This window comes from Bacillus sp. FSL K6-3149 (assembly GCF_038630515.1).
Lineage (GTDB): Bacteria > Bacillota > Bacilli > Bacillales > Bacillaceae > Bacillus > Bacillus pumilus.
This window is the reverse complement of sequence record NZ_CP152034.1, coordinates 1,263,775-1,278,654: the sequence shown is the minus strand read 5'-3', so window position 1 is coordinate 1,278,654 and position 14,880 is coordinate 1,263,775. Positions and strand designations below refer to the sequence as shown.

General features: G+C 43.3%; 13 protein-coding genes. 2 read left to right on the top strand and 11 right to left on the bottom strand.

Annotated elements, in window-relative coordinates; translation table 11 throughout:
• Nucleotides 1-68: 68 nt before the first annotated feature.
• From MHB83_RS06705 to MHB83_RS06690, 4 genes are read right to left on the bottom strand one after another with little or no spacing between them, the layout of a single operon-like run.
• Nucleotides 69-1,256, bottom strand: coding sequence for an MFS transporter (locus tag MHB83_RS06705; protein WP_342496745.1), 1,188 nt, complete (start codon nucleotides 1,254-1,256; stop codon nucleotides 69-71).
• Between the two features lie 54 nt (nucleotides 1,257-1,310).
• Nucleotides 1,311-2,357, bottom strand: coding sequence for a Gfo/Idh/MocA family oxidoreductase (locus tag MHB83_RS06700; protein ID WP_212046236.1), 1,047 nt, complete (start codon nucleotides 2,355-2,357; stop codon nucleotides 1,311-1,313).
• Nucleotides 2,354-3,220: an HAD-IIB family hydrolase gene (locus MHB83_RS06695; protein ID WP_342496744.1), complete on the bottom strand. Its 867-nt coding sequence runs from the start codon at nucleotides 3,218-3,220 to the stop codon at nucleotides 2,354-2,356. The genes MHB83_RS06700 and MHB83_RS06695 overlap by 4 nt, the downstream gene beginning before the upstream one ends.
• Nucleotides 3,195-4,520, bottom strand: a complete 1,326-nt coding sequence (locus MHB83_RS06690) for a DegT/DnrJ/EryC1/StrS family aminotransferase (RefSeq protein ID WP_003217022.1) — start codon at nucleotides 4,518-4,520, stop codon at nucleotides 3,195-3,197. Before MHB83_RS06690 ends, MHB83_RS06695 begins: the two co-directional genes overlap by 26 nt.
• A gap of 109 nt (nucleotides 4,521-4,629) precedes the next feature.
• Here MHB83_RS06690 and MHB83_RS06685 point away from each other — a divergent pair, with 109 nt between their 5' ends.
• The gene (locus MHB83_RS06685) at nucleotides 4,630-5,619 is read left to right on the top strand and encodes a LacI family DNA-binding transcriptional regulator (RefSeq protein ID WP_137055227.1); all 990 of its coding nucleotides are present in this window, start codon (nucleotides 4,630-4,632) and stop codon (nucleotides 5,617-5,619) included.
• Between the two features lie 238 nt (nucleotides 5,620-5,857).
• Here MHB83_RS06685 and MHB83_RS06680 read toward each other — a convergent pair whose 3' ends face one another.
• The 3 genes from MHB83_RS06680 to MHB83_RS06670 all read right to left on the bottom strand — a co-directional run bounded on the left by MHB83_RS06680 (nucleotide 5,858) and on the right by MHB83_RS06670 (nucleotide 10,114).
• Nucleotides 5,858-7,480, bottom strand: coding sequence for an L-lactate permease (locus MHB83_RS06680; RefSeq protein WP_137055225.1), 1,623 nt, complete (start codon nucleotides 7,478-7,480; stop codon nucleotides 5,858-5,860).
• Nucleotides 7,481-7,519: 39 nt separating this feature from the next.
• Entirely contained in the window at nucleotides 7,520-8,467 is a 948-nt protein-coding gene (locus MHB83_RS06675; protein WP_003217251.1) for an L-lactate dehydrogenase, read from the bottom strand.
• Between the two features lie 216 nt (nucleotides 8,468-8,683).
• Nucleotides 8,684-10,114 (bottom strand): YfcC family protein, encoded by a 1,431-nt coding sequence (locus tag MHB83_RS06670; RefSeq protein ID WP_137055223.1) that lies wholly within the window; start codon nucleotides 10,112-10,114, stop codon nucleotides 8,684-8,686.
• A gap of 153 nt (nucleotides 10,115-10,267) precedes the next feature.
• Between MHB83_RS06670 and MHB83_RS06665 the strand changes: the two genes are divergently transcribed.
• Entirely contained in the window at nucleotides 10,268-11,395 is a 1,128-nt protein-coding gene (locus MHB83_RS06665) for a M20 peptidase aminoacylase family protein (protein ID WP_106032920.1), read from the top strand.
• A gap of 47 nt (nucleotides 11,396-11,442) precedes the next feature.
• Here the strand turns inward: MHB83_RS06665 and MHB83_RS06660 are convergent, their stop codons facing one another.
• The 4 genes from MHB83_RS06660 to opuAB all read right to left on the bottom strand — a co-directional run bounded on the left by MHB83_RS06660 (nucleotide 11,443) and on the right by opuAB (nucleotide 14,879).
• Nucleotides 11,443-12,165 carry an SDR family oxidoreductase gene (locus MHB83_RS06660; RefSeq protein ID WP_050943293.1) on the bottom strand — a complete coding sequence of 241 codons (723 nt, stop codon included), beginning with the start codon at nucleotides 12,163-12,165 and terminating at the stop codon, nucleotides 11,443-11,445.
• Nucleotides 12,166-12,288: 123 nt separating this feature from the next.
• Nucleotides 12,289-13,113: an alpha/beta hydrolase gene (locus MHB83_RS06655; RefSeq protein WP_342496743.1), complete on the bottom strand. Its 825-nt coding sequence runs from the start codon at nucleotides 13,111-13,113 to the stop codon at nucleotides 12,289-12,291.
• Between the two features lie 39 nt (nucleotides 13,114-13,152).
• On the bottom strand, nucleotides 13,153-14,034 hold the full coding sequence (locus MHB83_RS06650) for a glycine betaine ABC transporter substrate-binding protein (protein ID WP_342496742.1): 882 nt from the start codon (nucleotides 14,032-14,034) through the stop codon (nucleotides 13,153-13,155).
• Nucleotides 14,034-14,879, bottom strand: coding sequence for a glycine/proline betaine ABC transporter permease subunit OpuAB (gene opuAB / locus MHB83_RS06645; protein ID WP_034620780.1), 846 nt, complete (start codon nucleotides 14,877-14,879; stop codon nucleotides 14,034-14,036). Before opuAB ends, MHB83_RS06650 begins: the two co-directional genes overlap by 1 nt.
• Nucleotide 14,880 lies beyond the last annotated feature (1 nt).

The window sequence follows — 14,880 nt, the reverse complement described above, 5'->3', positions numbered from 1 at the left end:
CGTTCTATGGTTTAGTACAAGTCCTTTGCCATCTTTTCAGGTGGATTCAAGGAGACATTGGATATTGCTTAACGATCGGCTTTCAGCGCCGATTGTTGCGGCAGGACCGTTTCCTTTTTCGTAGCACGTTTCATTTGAATCGCAGCTGCAAACAGAAGAACAGCTAAGAAGGCGAAAACAAAGACGGCACTTGCTGCTCCTGCCCATTCAAGACTAAAGCCGATCAAGAAGGACAAGCAGGCTCCGCCTAAACTTGCGGCTGCAATAAAGTAGCTTGTGGCCTCGTCGATGGCATTTTCAATCATTAATGCAGATGCAGTCAGTGCGATTGGGAACATACCAGCTGCACACAGACCGATGAAAAAGATGAGAAGCAGCTGGGCGGCAATGTGGGTTGTCATGGCAAAGACCACGAGCAGCAGAATCATGAGTGCTGCGCTTAGCTTTAAAAAACGCAGCGGGTGCAGCTGATCTGCTTTTCTCGCAATCACGGTTCTGCCGATAACAATTGCTGTCCAAAAGGTAGAGACCGCAAAGAGACCCCAATTGTCTCCTCCCTTCTCCAGCATGATCGACGGCAAAAAGTTCGCAAAGTTCGTTTCAATCCCTGCGTAGAAAAAGGCAAAGCAAATCATGATCACCACAATGATTCGATTGTTTCGATCAACAAGTAAGGACGGTTTTCTTACCCCATTGGAAGGAGCAGTCATCTGTCCACTAGGCAATTTGTTCATGAAGGCAAGCCAGAGCATAAGGAAGAATGTCAGTGCACCGACTTGAAATAAAAACACATAGTGCCACGTCTGTTCATTGACAGTTAGTAAAATCACAAGTGGAAATAACAGTGCTCCTAACCCAAAGAAGACCTCCATGATGCTAATTCGCTTCGCACTGTTTGCCATCGAAATCACATACGCTCCGGCTGTTGTCTCAAGACTGCCTGCCCCGCTCCCAAGAAAAAAACCTGCCAGCACAAGTGTTGACCAGCCAGGAACCAAAAGCCCAAGCAGAAGTGACCCGATCATCAGCAAAAGACCCATGGTCAGAACAGCGCCGTAGCCTTTTTTCCTCACAAGGATGGGGGATAACAGAACCCCTGTCAAAAAACCAATAAACTGAAAAAAGATTAAAGAAGATAATTCCCCAGGACCCTTATCGTAACTAGACAGTAAATAAGGAGTTAAGCTGCCAAAAAACACATGAATGGTCCCAATAAAAAAATAAAAGACACAGCCAAAATAAAATACTTTTTTCATCTTTTCACTTCCTCTAAAAAGGAGCGGAGTTTTGACATCCTCCGCTCCACCTCTTTAATATGTCTGGGCAGACTCGACAGCCTCTTCCCTCTCGAAGCACGTATTAAGCGCTGCTTGCGCGCGATACCCGTCTACAAAATCAGCGACTTTCATATGAGATGGATATGGATCTGTATTCACCCAGTGCATCAGCTGATCACGGAACGTATCAGACCATCCGTAAAATTCGTTTGGCGGATCTGTCAGCAGGGTTTGCGGCATTTGATGACGCTCCACACACAAGCCATCGCTGATCTCATATTCGTTTTTCATGTTCGTATGGTATTTGAATACCTTGTCATGACCAACGACTTCTACACTAAATCCGCATTCCTCCGGCTGCGTACTTTTGGATGTGACCAAATGAAAGAACACTTGATTCTCCATCTGACCGAAAATTTCGGTATGATCATCCACCTGTACCTTTTTCTCTTCCTTTTCCTTTACATGCGTCAGCATCTTGGTATTTAAGGAGTCTTTCTTCATGTCACTGCCAAATAAGTACCAAAGCATATCAATTAAATGAATGCCAAGATCTCCTAATGCACCGCTCGTACGCAGACTCTCCCCGCTGTCTCTCCATGAAAATGTCTTTCTTCTGAGGGCACTGTTTTTCTTAAAATGAGTCCTGACAGTTAAAATCCGACCTAATTCACCATTGGCAATCAAATTCTTCAAAATATTCACAAAGGATAAGTAACGATAGTTAAAGCCCATACTGGCTTGAACCTGGAACTGTTTGGCTGTCTCCACCATTTCCTTCGCTTCCTTCAGCGACACAGCCATCGGCTTTTCACATAAAATGGGCTGTCCTGCTCTTAGTGCCTGAAGGGCATGGTCTTTGTGACAAAAATTCGGGGAAGCAATGATCAACCCATCAGATGCATCTGCTAAAGTTTCGATACTTGAATACACGCGTCCGCCATACTGTTTAATGAATCCCTGTGCAACTGACTCGTGTAAATCATAAACACCTGATAACTCTGCACCTTTGATCGTTGATAATGCTCTTGCATGTGCTTTTGCAATATTCCCTGCTCCAACAATTCCAATTTTCTTCATGAATGTGCCTCCTCATGTTTATACATCACTGTTTTCAGTGTTTCATAGATTCCTTTTGCATACCCATGATGACAAATTTGATGATGGTGCCGCTTGGCTTCGGCCGTCGCATTTTGGACGAGGAAACCGTGCGTGACGGATTGAAGCATCCGCAAATCGTTCCCACTATCTCCAAAGGCAAAGCCTTGACCTTTCGATAAATCATATTGCTTCAGCATAAAGCGGACAATTTCATCCTTCCCTGTGCCGACTGGTAAAAAATCGACATCATAGCAATCAGCAGGGTCTCCTGCAAGCGGATTGCATTTGTTGATGTTGACCGCCACCCCGCGCTCTTTGGCAAGTGTTTGGATGAATGATAGATGATGAAGATCTGTCCGTTCATCCTGCTCCTGATAATAGAAATTCTTCTTATACCCTGAGCTGCCCAGCTGCGTTTGCGGTCTGAGATGAATTCCCTTTTCACGTATGGTTTCGAGGATGTCTTCAATTTTTTCATCTGAGAAGCCCTGTGCATCCAGCCGCTTCATCCACTCCGCATCTGGCTGTCCAAAACGAGCATACGATGTATACACAATCTCAGTCCCTAAGTTCGACGCAATAAAATGCGGGAATTGATAAAAACCGCCTGTTTCCATTTTACTTGTGACAGAATCGAGGCTACTTCCCGTGACCCAGCCAAGCATGAGCTGTCCTGCTTCACTCTTTTCTGCCACAAAGGCTTCCAGCCGCTTGACATCCTCTCTCTGCTCATCGGTCATTTTGTGAGAATAATAGGTTTCATCAAAGTCACAGAAGACGATCCACTTCGGATTATCCGGCTGATTCAGCAGCTTTTTATTGAATGGAAGACTTGATAACATGATGAACCCCCTCGATGACCTTCTCCTGATCTTGCAGCGGCATGCCTGGATACAACGGCAAGTGAAGTAATTCCTGTGCTGCTTTTTCCGTTTGTGGAAGTGTCGTTTGTTTATACTTTTGAGAAACAAGATTTGTTTGATGCTGATGCGATAGAATTGGGTAATAAACATCCGTTTCTATGCCCATTTTCAGCAATTTTGCTGCAAGCTCATCTCGCTCTCCCTTCATCACTCTAATCGGGAACAGATGCCAGACGTGATCATCCGTTAGCTTCGGAAGCTTCAAGTATCCTTCTTCCTCAAGCGTTTGTAGCTGGTCAATGTATCGCTTTGCTAAGTAGAAACGTTTAAAGTTTTGTAATCCTAAATACTTCATACGTTCGAGTCCGATCGCTGCCTGCAAATTATCAATTTTCGAATTAAAGCCATAGTCACTGCGTTTGACATTTTTCTTTCCTACTTCAAAGCCGTGATAGCTGATCTCCATGCATTTTTCCGCTAAGGCTTCATCATTTGTCGCGATGGCTCCGGCCTTGCCGCAGACACCAAGATTTTTGTATGGATTAAAGCTGAGAACAAGCCCATCTCCATATGCTCCAAGGCCAGTGCTCCCGATCGCCTGGCAGCCATCTTCAATGATTTTTAGCCCATGCTTTTTTGCAATCGCCGAAATGGCCTTCATATCCGCTTGTTTTCCATATAAATGAACCGGAAGAATGCATGCCGTTTGATCTGTGATATGCTTCTCTATTTCACTCGGTGCCAAGCAGTAAGTATCTGGATCAATATCGGCATAGACTGGAACAGCACCAATCGCAAGCACTGCATTTTCTGTTGCAGCAAAGCTATTCGCTGGCAAAATGACCTCATCTCCTGGAGTGACGCCTGCTGATATAAGGCTGATCATTAGGGCATCTGTTCCACTTGACGTGGCAATGACATATTTCTTCCCTAAGTACTCAGCGAGCTGCTTTTCAAACGCCGGGATATATGGCCCTGAAGTAAAACGGCCAGAACTCAATACTTCTTTCAGCACCTGCATAATGTCATCGATCTCATCCTCTGAAATCAGTTTATCGACTGGCAGGAACGGTATCTTTTTTTCCTTATTTTGTTTATAATGGAAGAGAATTTTTTCCAATCCTGTGTGCCCTATATCTTGCTCGAGGAACGTCACCAGCTTTTCATTTGCTAGGTGCTTTTCAACTGAATCAGACTTTACTTGAACACCTTGATTGATCATATCCAGCAAAGGAAGATAATCCTTGCTTTTACCTGATATCTTCGTCAATATTTGCATTCCATTCCCTCCAATTAATCAATTCCATTTGTTAATATTTAACTTGTTTCACATTGTAAATGATGTTATCGATTTCAGAACAATAACTTTGTGTAAAGGATTTGTTAATATGTGTACAATTTATGAAATTGCCAAACGCTGCGGGGTTTCAACCACCACCGTTTCCAGAGTGCTGAATCATCATCCATATGTGTCAGAGGAAAAGCGCCAGCTCATTTTACAGGTGATGAAAGAAATGGAATATACACCGAGTTCAGCGGCTCGCACCCTTCGTTCACATCAGACAAAAACCATTGCTGTGTCTGTCCCGGCTGTGGACCATCCTTTTTTTGCACAATTCATTAAAGGAATTTCAAAAGAAGCACTGGATCAAGGCTATAAAGCCATCGTGCTTCAGACGTTTTATCAGGAATCATTAGAGCTTGAAGGGCTTCAATTATTAAAAAGAAGAGAAGTAGATGGGGTCATATTAGGGGCATTAGAAAATCCGTGGGAAAAGATCGAGCCATTTTTAACGAACGGCCCTATTGTCATGGCGAATGAATATCATCAAACAGCAGACATCCCGATTATTGGATACGATGAGCGGGAAGCTGCCTATAAAGCAGTTGACTACTTGATTCAGTCGGGGCGGAAATCGATCGGGTTTTGCTTTGATACAGAAAGCAGTGAAGCACAGAAACAAAGGAAACAGGGCTATCTCGATGCTCTTTCTGCACACGGCTTGCCGCTGCATGACGATTGGCTGTTCGGCGAGGCCTTCACCATTGAAGACGGTTTTCGCTTAATGGATGTCATCCATGACATGAAGAATGCACCTGATGCCATTTTCACCGGTAATGATCAAGTCGCAGCAGGACTCATTAAACAGGCTATTTCATATGGTTATCAAATTCCTCAGGATCTAGCGGTGATTGGCTATGACAATCAAGACATTTGCGAGGTGACGGCTCCAACGATCACCACAATCGACATCCCGATCGTAGAGCTTGGCCAGCGGTCTGTGCAGCAAATAATCGAGATCCTGCAAGACCAAAAACCATTACAGCGTGAACATATCCAGCTGCCTACCCGGCTCGTGACAAGGGAATCGACATAAACAAAAAAGACTAAGAGCTGTCTCAGTCTTTTTTGGTGACAAAGGGCTAAAATGATCTTTATTTTAGCCCTTTGTTTTCCTTTTTTCAGCGTGATAGAAAACCTTTGCAGTCTAGGAAGGACGAGCAACGGAGCGGAGCGAATTTGACATTCGTGAGCACCGGAGCACAGGCCTGACAAAGAATGCGAAGGTTTGTCTACACGCTGTGACTGAGAGCTGTCTCAGTCTTTTTTTAAACCTATATAAATTGAGCAAGAATGAATGTCCATATACACACTATGCCGAGCAGGATGAAGCTGTACTTCACAGTCTTTTGGAAGAGCTCAGATTCTTTACCTGTTTCTCCAACTGCTGCTGTAGCAATGGCGATAGATTGTGGAGAAATTAATTTCGCCATGACCCCGCCTGTTGTATTTGCTCCGATTAACAAACCTGCTTGAGAGCCGATTTGAGAAGCAGTAACTGCTTGAAGGTTACCGAATAAGGCGTTGTTACTCACGACAGATCCTGTAATAAACACCCCGATCCAGCCAAGCACTGGGCTAACAAGCGGGAACAAATCGCCTGTTTTGGCAAGTGCAAGCCCAATGGCTGAACTTAGTCCAGCGAAGTTCGCCAAGTTGGCAAAGCCCATGACAAAACAAATAGTGAGAACTGGTACCCAAAGCTCTTTCACTGATGCTTTTAAGCAGGCAGCGCCTTCTGTTAATGTAATATGTCTGCTAAACAAACCTGTCAGCATCACCGCAATTAGAATGGCAGTACCCGTTGCACTGATCACATCAATTTTAAAGATCGCATCAATAGGTGTTGCTGTTTGTGCAATTGGTGGTAATTTTACAATTTGCTGATGCAAAAATGGCATTTTCACTAAAATGGTTGTCCAGTTGAGCGGGCCTCCTACAGCAAACAATGCTTTAAATGCTGGCAGACTCCATACCGTAATCACGGCAGTTAAAATATAGAATGGAGACCATGCTTTCAGCACTTCAACGCCGCGATACGTTTGTTTCTGTTCAATGTCTGGTGCCCCTTCTTCACGATAAATATGTTTCGGCTGCCATTTTCGAAGAAATAAAGCCAAAATCCCCATACTTGCTAAAGCTGAAATAATATTGGCAAGCTCAGGACCCATTGTCACCATTGTGACAGCTTGCAAAATGGCATAGCTTCCACTCACAACAAGCAAGGCAGGGAGCGTTTCTTTAATCCCTTTGAATCCGTCCACAATGAGAATGAGTAGGAACGGAATACAGAATGAAATAAACGGAATCGTAAACACAAGGGTTTGAGATAATGCCAGCGGCGTCATATTGCCCATTTGCGCCCCTGTAATGACTGGGATACCCACAGCACCAAATGCGCCAGACGCAGCATTGGCAATTAAGCAGAGCATCGCAGCTTTCAGCGGTTTAAACCCAAGCTCTGTTAAGAGAGCGGCACTAATCGCAATCGGTACACCAAACCCAGCGGCTCCCTCTAAAAATGCGTTAAAACTAAAACCAATTAATAAGAGCTGAAGACGTTGATCTTGAGAGATTCCTGCAATACTAGAACGAATAACATCGAATTTACCAGATTTCACAGCAATTTTATAGAGCCACACCGCCATGATGACGATATATCCAATCGGCCACAGCCCATTAGATATACCGAGCAGCACAGCAGATAATGCTTTTTCAATTGGCATATGAAAGAAGAAAACCGCTGTTACAAAACTGACGATTAAGGTAAAACAAGCGGCTAAAACACCTTTTAACTTAAATACGGTTAATGCAAGTAGGAAAAACAAAATTGGAAGCATTGCTACCAATGCACTCACGAACTCATTACCAAACGGATTATATATTTGCTGCCACATAGTGATTCATCCTTTTCTGCTCAGATAGGTTGCTTTTGATTAAAAATGAGGAGCCAAAATCTCTTTTAACACATTCACACTGTGCGCGAATTGTTCTTTTTCTGTATCATTCAGTGCAAGCTCTATCACTTCTGTTGCGCCATTTCGATTCACAAGGGCAGGTACACCAATGTAGACATCTTCTGCTCCGTACTCTCCATCTAAGTAAGTGCTGACAGTCAAAATACTGTTTTCATTGTGCAGAATCGCTCTTGTTATGCGGGCCAAACTCATCGCTACGCCGTAGTAAGTAGCGCCTTTTTTCTCAATGATTTGATAAGCGGCATGACGGACATTTTCCATCATCTCATCTAAATCTTCTTGTTTGTATTGATCATTTTTCTTCATTAATTCTGTAATCGGTACACTTCCGATATTCGCATGACTCCAAACAGCAAGCTCTGTATCCCCATGCTCTCCAATGATGTACGCATGCACATTGTGTGCCGCTGCGTCAAAGTACTCACTAAGCATGTATCTAAATCTTGCAGTATCAAGTGTAGTTCCACTGCCAATCACTCGCTCTTTTGGCAGTCCACTGAATTTCCAAGTCGCATATGTTAAAATATCAACAGGGTTTGTGGCGACTAAGAAAATACCATCGAATCCACTTTTCATCACATTGTCTACAATGCCTTTAAATATATTTAAGTTTTTTTCAACAAGGTCAAGTCTCGTTTCACCTGGCTTTTGGTTCGCTCCAGCACAGATACACACAATGTCCGCATCCTTACAATCCTCATAATCTCCATACCATGTGTTCACCGGATGCGGAGCAAATGCTTTCCCGTGGTTTAAATCCATGACGTCACCCATTGCTTTATCTTGATTCAAATCGATGACAACCAATTCATCTGTGATCACTTGATTTATTAATGTAAAGGCATAACTGCTACCTACAAAACCTGCTCCAATAAGTGCTACTTTGTTTACTTTTTCGTTTGTCATTTATCTCATCCTCCTGAGTAAAACTAGGTTGTTTTCTGTTTGTGAAGTATTTCACATTCTTATTGTGCAACACTTCACAAACTTTTGCAAGGGTGTTTCTGAAAAAAAATATGTAGCGAATTTGTGAACACACTTATTGTGCTTTCAAAGCGCTGTCTCCATGCATATTTCCACAAGAAAAAAGCTGCCAAGCCATTGTCAGCAGCTTTATACATGTTAATAAGGTCCCCAATTGATCATCACGCCGATGCAAATAAAGACAAGGCCAATGACAAACCAAATGAGCGCAAGAGGCACCATAAAACGAAGCCACTTCACATAAGGAATACCACTAGCAGCAAGCACAGCCATGAGCACACCTGACGTCGGATTGATACAGTTAACCACCCCTTCACCAAGCATCACCGCTTCTACAGCGACCTGTCTTGTGATGCCCATTAAGTCAGCCAGCGGCGCAAGAATTGGAATAAAGACAACCGCTTCTCCTGATCCTGATGAAATCAAAAAGTGAAGAAGTGCACTCGCAATATACATCCCGATCGCACCAGCAATTGGACTAAATCCTGTCAGCATACTCGCCAAGCCATTAACCACAGTATCAAGCAGCTTACCGTTTTCCAAAATGACAGAAATGCAGCGTGCCATCCCAACAATGAGTGCGCCGTAAACAAGGCTTTGACAGCCGACAATAAACGTTTTCGCAATATCATTAGCTGCTAATCCGCCAAGCAATCCAGCAGCAATGGCCATGAAAATGAAGACTCCTGCCATTTCCTTATCGGTCCAGCCAAGCTGAAGCGCGCCATATAAGAAGCCCCCAAGAGACAATCCACACACTGCTAAAATCAGCTTATGCCTGCCCGTAAATGCAGGCTTGTCCACAGATTCTGCATCAGATCCGCCAAGTCCCTTCGCAGGAAACCATTCATCTCCAAGAAGACTTCCCTTCTCTTTATTCTTTAGGCGTCTTGTATATAAATAGATGTACACAATACTAGATATAAGAAAACAAAGATAAATAATGACACGAAGACCAATGCCAGAAAAAATCGGCAGCTCTGCAATCGTCTGAGATAACCCCAGTGGAGATGGAGACAAAATGGTTGCGTTAAACCCGGCATAACAGCCGATATAAATGACCGCAGCTCCTGCCACAGCATCCCATTTCAAGGATCTTGCCACAATGATCCCGATTGGAATAAATCCTATAACAGAGTTCACGACAATTCCGGTCGTTCCAAGCACTGAAAATAATCCTCCAACAATACAAATAAACAATAATTGCTTTGTTTGAAATCTGCTGATGACATGGTGAATCATTCCGTTAATGGCACCTGTTTTCTCCAAAATGGCTATGGTTCCACCAGTAAATAGAATGAGAAAAATAATAGAAGAAGACCCTACCATCCCTTCCTGAATGGCTGTAAAAAAGCCCACTGGACTTACGGGTGATTGATCAATGCGGTGATAGCTGCCAGGAACAGCTGTTGTAATTTCCCCTGACGTCTTTCGGTCAAATTCACCTGCTGGCACAAAATACGTTGCAACGGTACAAATGAGCGCAATGATAAATAAGAGAACATACGCATCCGGCATTTGAAGTTTTCTTTTTTGTTTCTCTGGTGGTAATACTGCTGCTGTTTTCATGTGTCAAAACCCCTTTGTCCCGATTGGAATTTCACTTAATTTTCTGAATAATCAAATGATGTGTTATATTATAAACACTGATGATATTTAAGATCAATATTATTTCACTAAAAGAATATTTTGACAGATTTTCTGTCAGCAAGGAGGCTATTCATGACAACTTTGACAAACGACATGCAGCAAACGGTGAAAGACATCTTTGATCACCTGCACGCCCACCCTGAAATCAGCTGGGAAGAAACGAATACGACGGCTTATCTTGAGGACTTATTAAAGAAAATGGGCTGTCAAACTCGAACATTTGACGACTGTACAGGAGTGATCGGTGAAATGGGAGAAGGTTCACCAGTGGTCGCTGTGAGAGCCGATATTGATGCACTTTGGCAGGAAGTAGATGGTGAGTTTCAAGCCAATCATTCATGTGGTCACGATGCACACATGACAATGGCTCTCGGCACCTTCATGGCATTAAAAGAAAAGGAGCTCCCAAACGGCACCATCCGCTTCATTTTTCAGCCTGCTGAGGAAAAAGGCGGCGGTGCGCTGAAAATGATTGAAAAAGGTGTGCTAGCAGACGTTGATTACTTATACGGAGTGCATGTGCGCCCAATTCAAGAAACATTAAACGGACGCTGCGCACCTGCGATCTTACATGGATCGAGTAATCATTACATCGGCACAATTATTGGTGAGGAAGCCCACGGTGCACGCCCGCATCTAGGGGTCAACGTCATTGAAGTCGCTTCTACCCTCGTGCAAAGACTCGCGCATATTCATGTCGACCCAAGAGTTGCACATTCTGTGAAAATGACCAACCTACATGCTGGCGGAGGTAGTTCAAACATCATCCCTGGCAAAGCTTCTTTTACATTAGATGTCAGAGCACAAACAAATGAAGTGATGGATGAACTAGAAAAAGAAATTGAAAGAGCCGTACATGCTGTAGCGGATGCCTTTGGCGCTTCCATTACCCTTTCAACAGATCATCGTCTGCCTGCCGCTACCTTAAATGAGGAAGCCGTTCAGATGATGTCTCAAGCCATTGAAAAGATTTTAGGGAAAGAACAGCTTGATCCTCCGATCGTAACGACAGGCGGAGAGGATTTTCACTTTTATGCAGCAAAGGTTCCGCATATCAAATCCACGATGCTTGGTTTAGGCTGTGATCTAAAGCCGGGTCTACATCATCCGTATATGACATTCGACCGCTCTGCTATTTTTACAGGCATTGAGATTTTGACTGAAGCTGTTTATCAAACCCTTCAGCAGCATTCATCATAAAATCAAAAAACCACCCGTTTTTTCTTTAAACGGGTGGTCTGATTGTTTTACGCATTCAAATCTGTCATGGCTGGGACGTTGATTTCTTTTACACAGGATACCCTTGATAAATGAATCACACATCTCGCAAGCTCTACTATATCCTGTACAGGAATTCTCGTTTCATCATATAGAGCGATGGCTTTTTCGGCACCATCTTCATATGGTACCTCTGCCGCCAGCTCTCCTGGATTAATACAGGTGACAGATATTTTATCTTTTCTCACATGCTCTCTTAGTGCATTCACAATTCCGCGCAGGCCAAATTTAGATGCAACAAAAGAAACTTGCGGTAGGTTTGTATGATCAAGTCCCGCCGTTGAACCAATCACGATGATTTTTCCATTCTCCGATTTTCTTACGTGCGGAAGCAGTGCTTGGATGTAAGTAATCGTAGACGTGACGTTCACATTGATTAAATGAGCGATATCCTCTGGCTGATCGTGATCAAATGAATAATCATCTTCAAAGCCTCGTTTTTCCCATAAGCCGACGTTATAGATCAGGACATCAATGGTTTTGTCCCCCAATGCTTCGATCATGTATGGGATATGAGATTGGCTTGATAAATCAATTTTCAGCCAAATTCTATGTACACCGTCATCTAATTTCAAACTGCTCGGTTCACTTCGAGACACAATCCAAACTGTATCTCCGCTTGAAGGAAGACCTTTAACAAAAGCATCCCCTAATCCTTGACTTGCACCGAATATGATATAGTTTTTACTCATAGCTCCTCCTTCTACGTCTCATGAGCTTTCAGTCAGACAGTAGCTCATCTGTAAGCGTTTTATACCTTTATCATATAGGTTCTAAGATTTGGCTGCCTCTTTTATGCCTGTCTTTACTTTCGGTTACTTGATTTCCTTTAATTCCACTGGTAATGCCCGTTCCTCTATAAAGCATTGAACCATATCCATAAACAGTTCTTTCTTCTCAAACGTAAATGTATGTCCAATAGAGGGAACGACGACACCTGCTGCCTGCGGATGTGAATTCGTTATTTTCTTTGCTGACCGTTTCATGATGCCTTTTTCCTTTTCCCCCACTGTGACAAGAATTCGTGCCTTCGCTTGTTGAAACGTGTCTGGGAGCTTGTAATGGAGATTTTCTTGAAACATCGTCAGAAGGGTTTTCTTCTGCAAATTCTTCGAATCCGCCACATAGTGATTGAGTACATCGTTTGGAAGCCCCATTTTTTCAGCTTGGAGCTCGATAAACCAATCTTTCTTTAATAATGGATACGTAAGAGGTAAAAGAGGTCTCACCATCAAGTAAAGCCATGGCAGCGGCATTACAAGAGCACTATTGATGACGGCTATGTCTACGATGTCAGGCTCTTTTGATAACACCTCAACGGCAACCTGTGCACCTAGAGAGAAGCCAACGAGTATTACTTTATGTCCGTGCGTATGCTGCTTGATCCATGAGATGATTTCAAGAGCACTTTCTCGCATGGAAAAGGACTGTTCATCTGCTCTAGTCCCGTGACCAATGAGGTCAGGCGTATAGCATTCATACGCTTCTTTGAATGTTTTTATCTGCTCCTGCCACATCCAGCTACTTACTCCTCCGCCATGCAGGAAAATCATGATTGGCTTAACCATCATCGACAACTCGTCCACCTTCCTTATATATAAGAAAAAAGCAGCCGCTTTTTGAGCAGACTGCTTTTTCATATGCTCCCTTCTATTATAAGGGAACCTCATCATAATTGGCTATTTTTTCAAATCCTCAATCGAGTTGACGTTCTTCATATATGTCGGAACAACTAGACCCATGCGAAGACCTTTCATACTTGTGCCTAGATCATCATATTTCCCTTTAAACTTCGCTGCATACGTTTTATGCGTATTTGGCAGCCAAGCAGATAACGAGGCATCCGCACTTCCAGTTGCAATTGCTGTCCACATTGGACCTGCTTCCACCTGAGTCAAGGTCACTTTAAATCCGAGCTCACGCAGTACTTCTGCAGCAACATTGGTACTTGCAATCTCACTATCCCACGCAACGTAGGCAAGATTGACTTTGTCACCATCCGACTTTTTCACACCTTTTGTCCATTTCGCTACTTGGTCTTTATGTTTCTTCACATATTTAACGGCGGCATCCTTTGGATTGATACCATCTTGGATATCCATCATGACTTCGCCCATGTCATCTTGAGACCATTTAAACTGACCAAGCATTTTGGCTGCATCCGGCTGATCCTTTGCAAACCCTTTACGTGAAATCGTATGAATCTCTTCCGCTTCACCGTAAGATTTCTTTGGGTCCTCTAAATATTTTAAATCATATCGAGAAAACATCCAGTGTGGATTCCAGCCAGTGATGATGATTGGCTTTTTACGGTCGTAAGATTTCTTGAGTGTTGCAGTCATGGCTGCACTTGATGCAGACACAACCGTCCAATCCTCTAAGCCGTAATCCTTTTTCGCTTGATCCGTTAGCGCCATAATCCCTGAACCGGGATCAATACCGATAATGGTTTTATTCACCTGCTGTGCTGCACTCGCATTTGAGTCCGACTTTGCGCCACAAGCGGCTAGTAAAAAGACAAGCAGGGCGGTCATCCCAATGTAGATAGACTTTTTCCACATTAAGCATTCCCCCTGGTTTTTTTCGTTTTAATGTTTTGTGTAATACGGTCAAGTGTAATCGCCACAATGACAATGGCAATACCTGCTTCAAATCCAATTCCTGTTTTCAGCTGCGTTACCGCACTATATACTTCTGAACCAAGTCCTGGTGCACCTACCATTGCCGCAATGACGACCATTGATAGAGCAAGCATGATACTTTGGTTAATACCAGCTAGGATGGTTTTTGTTGCAAGTGGAAGCTGAACTTTGAACAAACGCTGGAATGTCGTTGAACCAAATGCTTCTGTTGCTTCAATTAAATCAGCTGGTACTTGTTTAATACCGAGAATCGTCATACGAATCGTTGGCGGCATAGAGAAAATAACCGATGCCACAACTCCAGGCACAACGCCAATGTTAAAGAAGAAGATGGCTGGTAATAGATAAACGAATGCAGGCATTGTCTGCATTAAATCTAAAATCGGTGTCACAATTTTACGCACAGTTTCCTTCTGTGATGCCCAAATACCGATCGGAACCCCGATTACGATGGAAATGACCACAGCTGTTAAAACGAGCGCAAGGGTTTGAAGCATTGGATGCCAGTAGCCTAAATAGTCAATCAGCAAGAATCCAATAAGTGTGAAAAGAGCAATTCCTCTTGTACTGATCCACCAAGCAATGCCGGCAAAAATAAGGGTTAAAATAATGGATGGAATCACACCAAGTACTGCCACAATTCCATTTACTGTACCTGCTAATCCATTTGTGATGCCATCAAAGAAACCGCCAAACGTTAATGTTAACCAGTCAACAAATTGATCGATGTAATCCGCGAACGGAATTCTAGGTAAATCACTCATA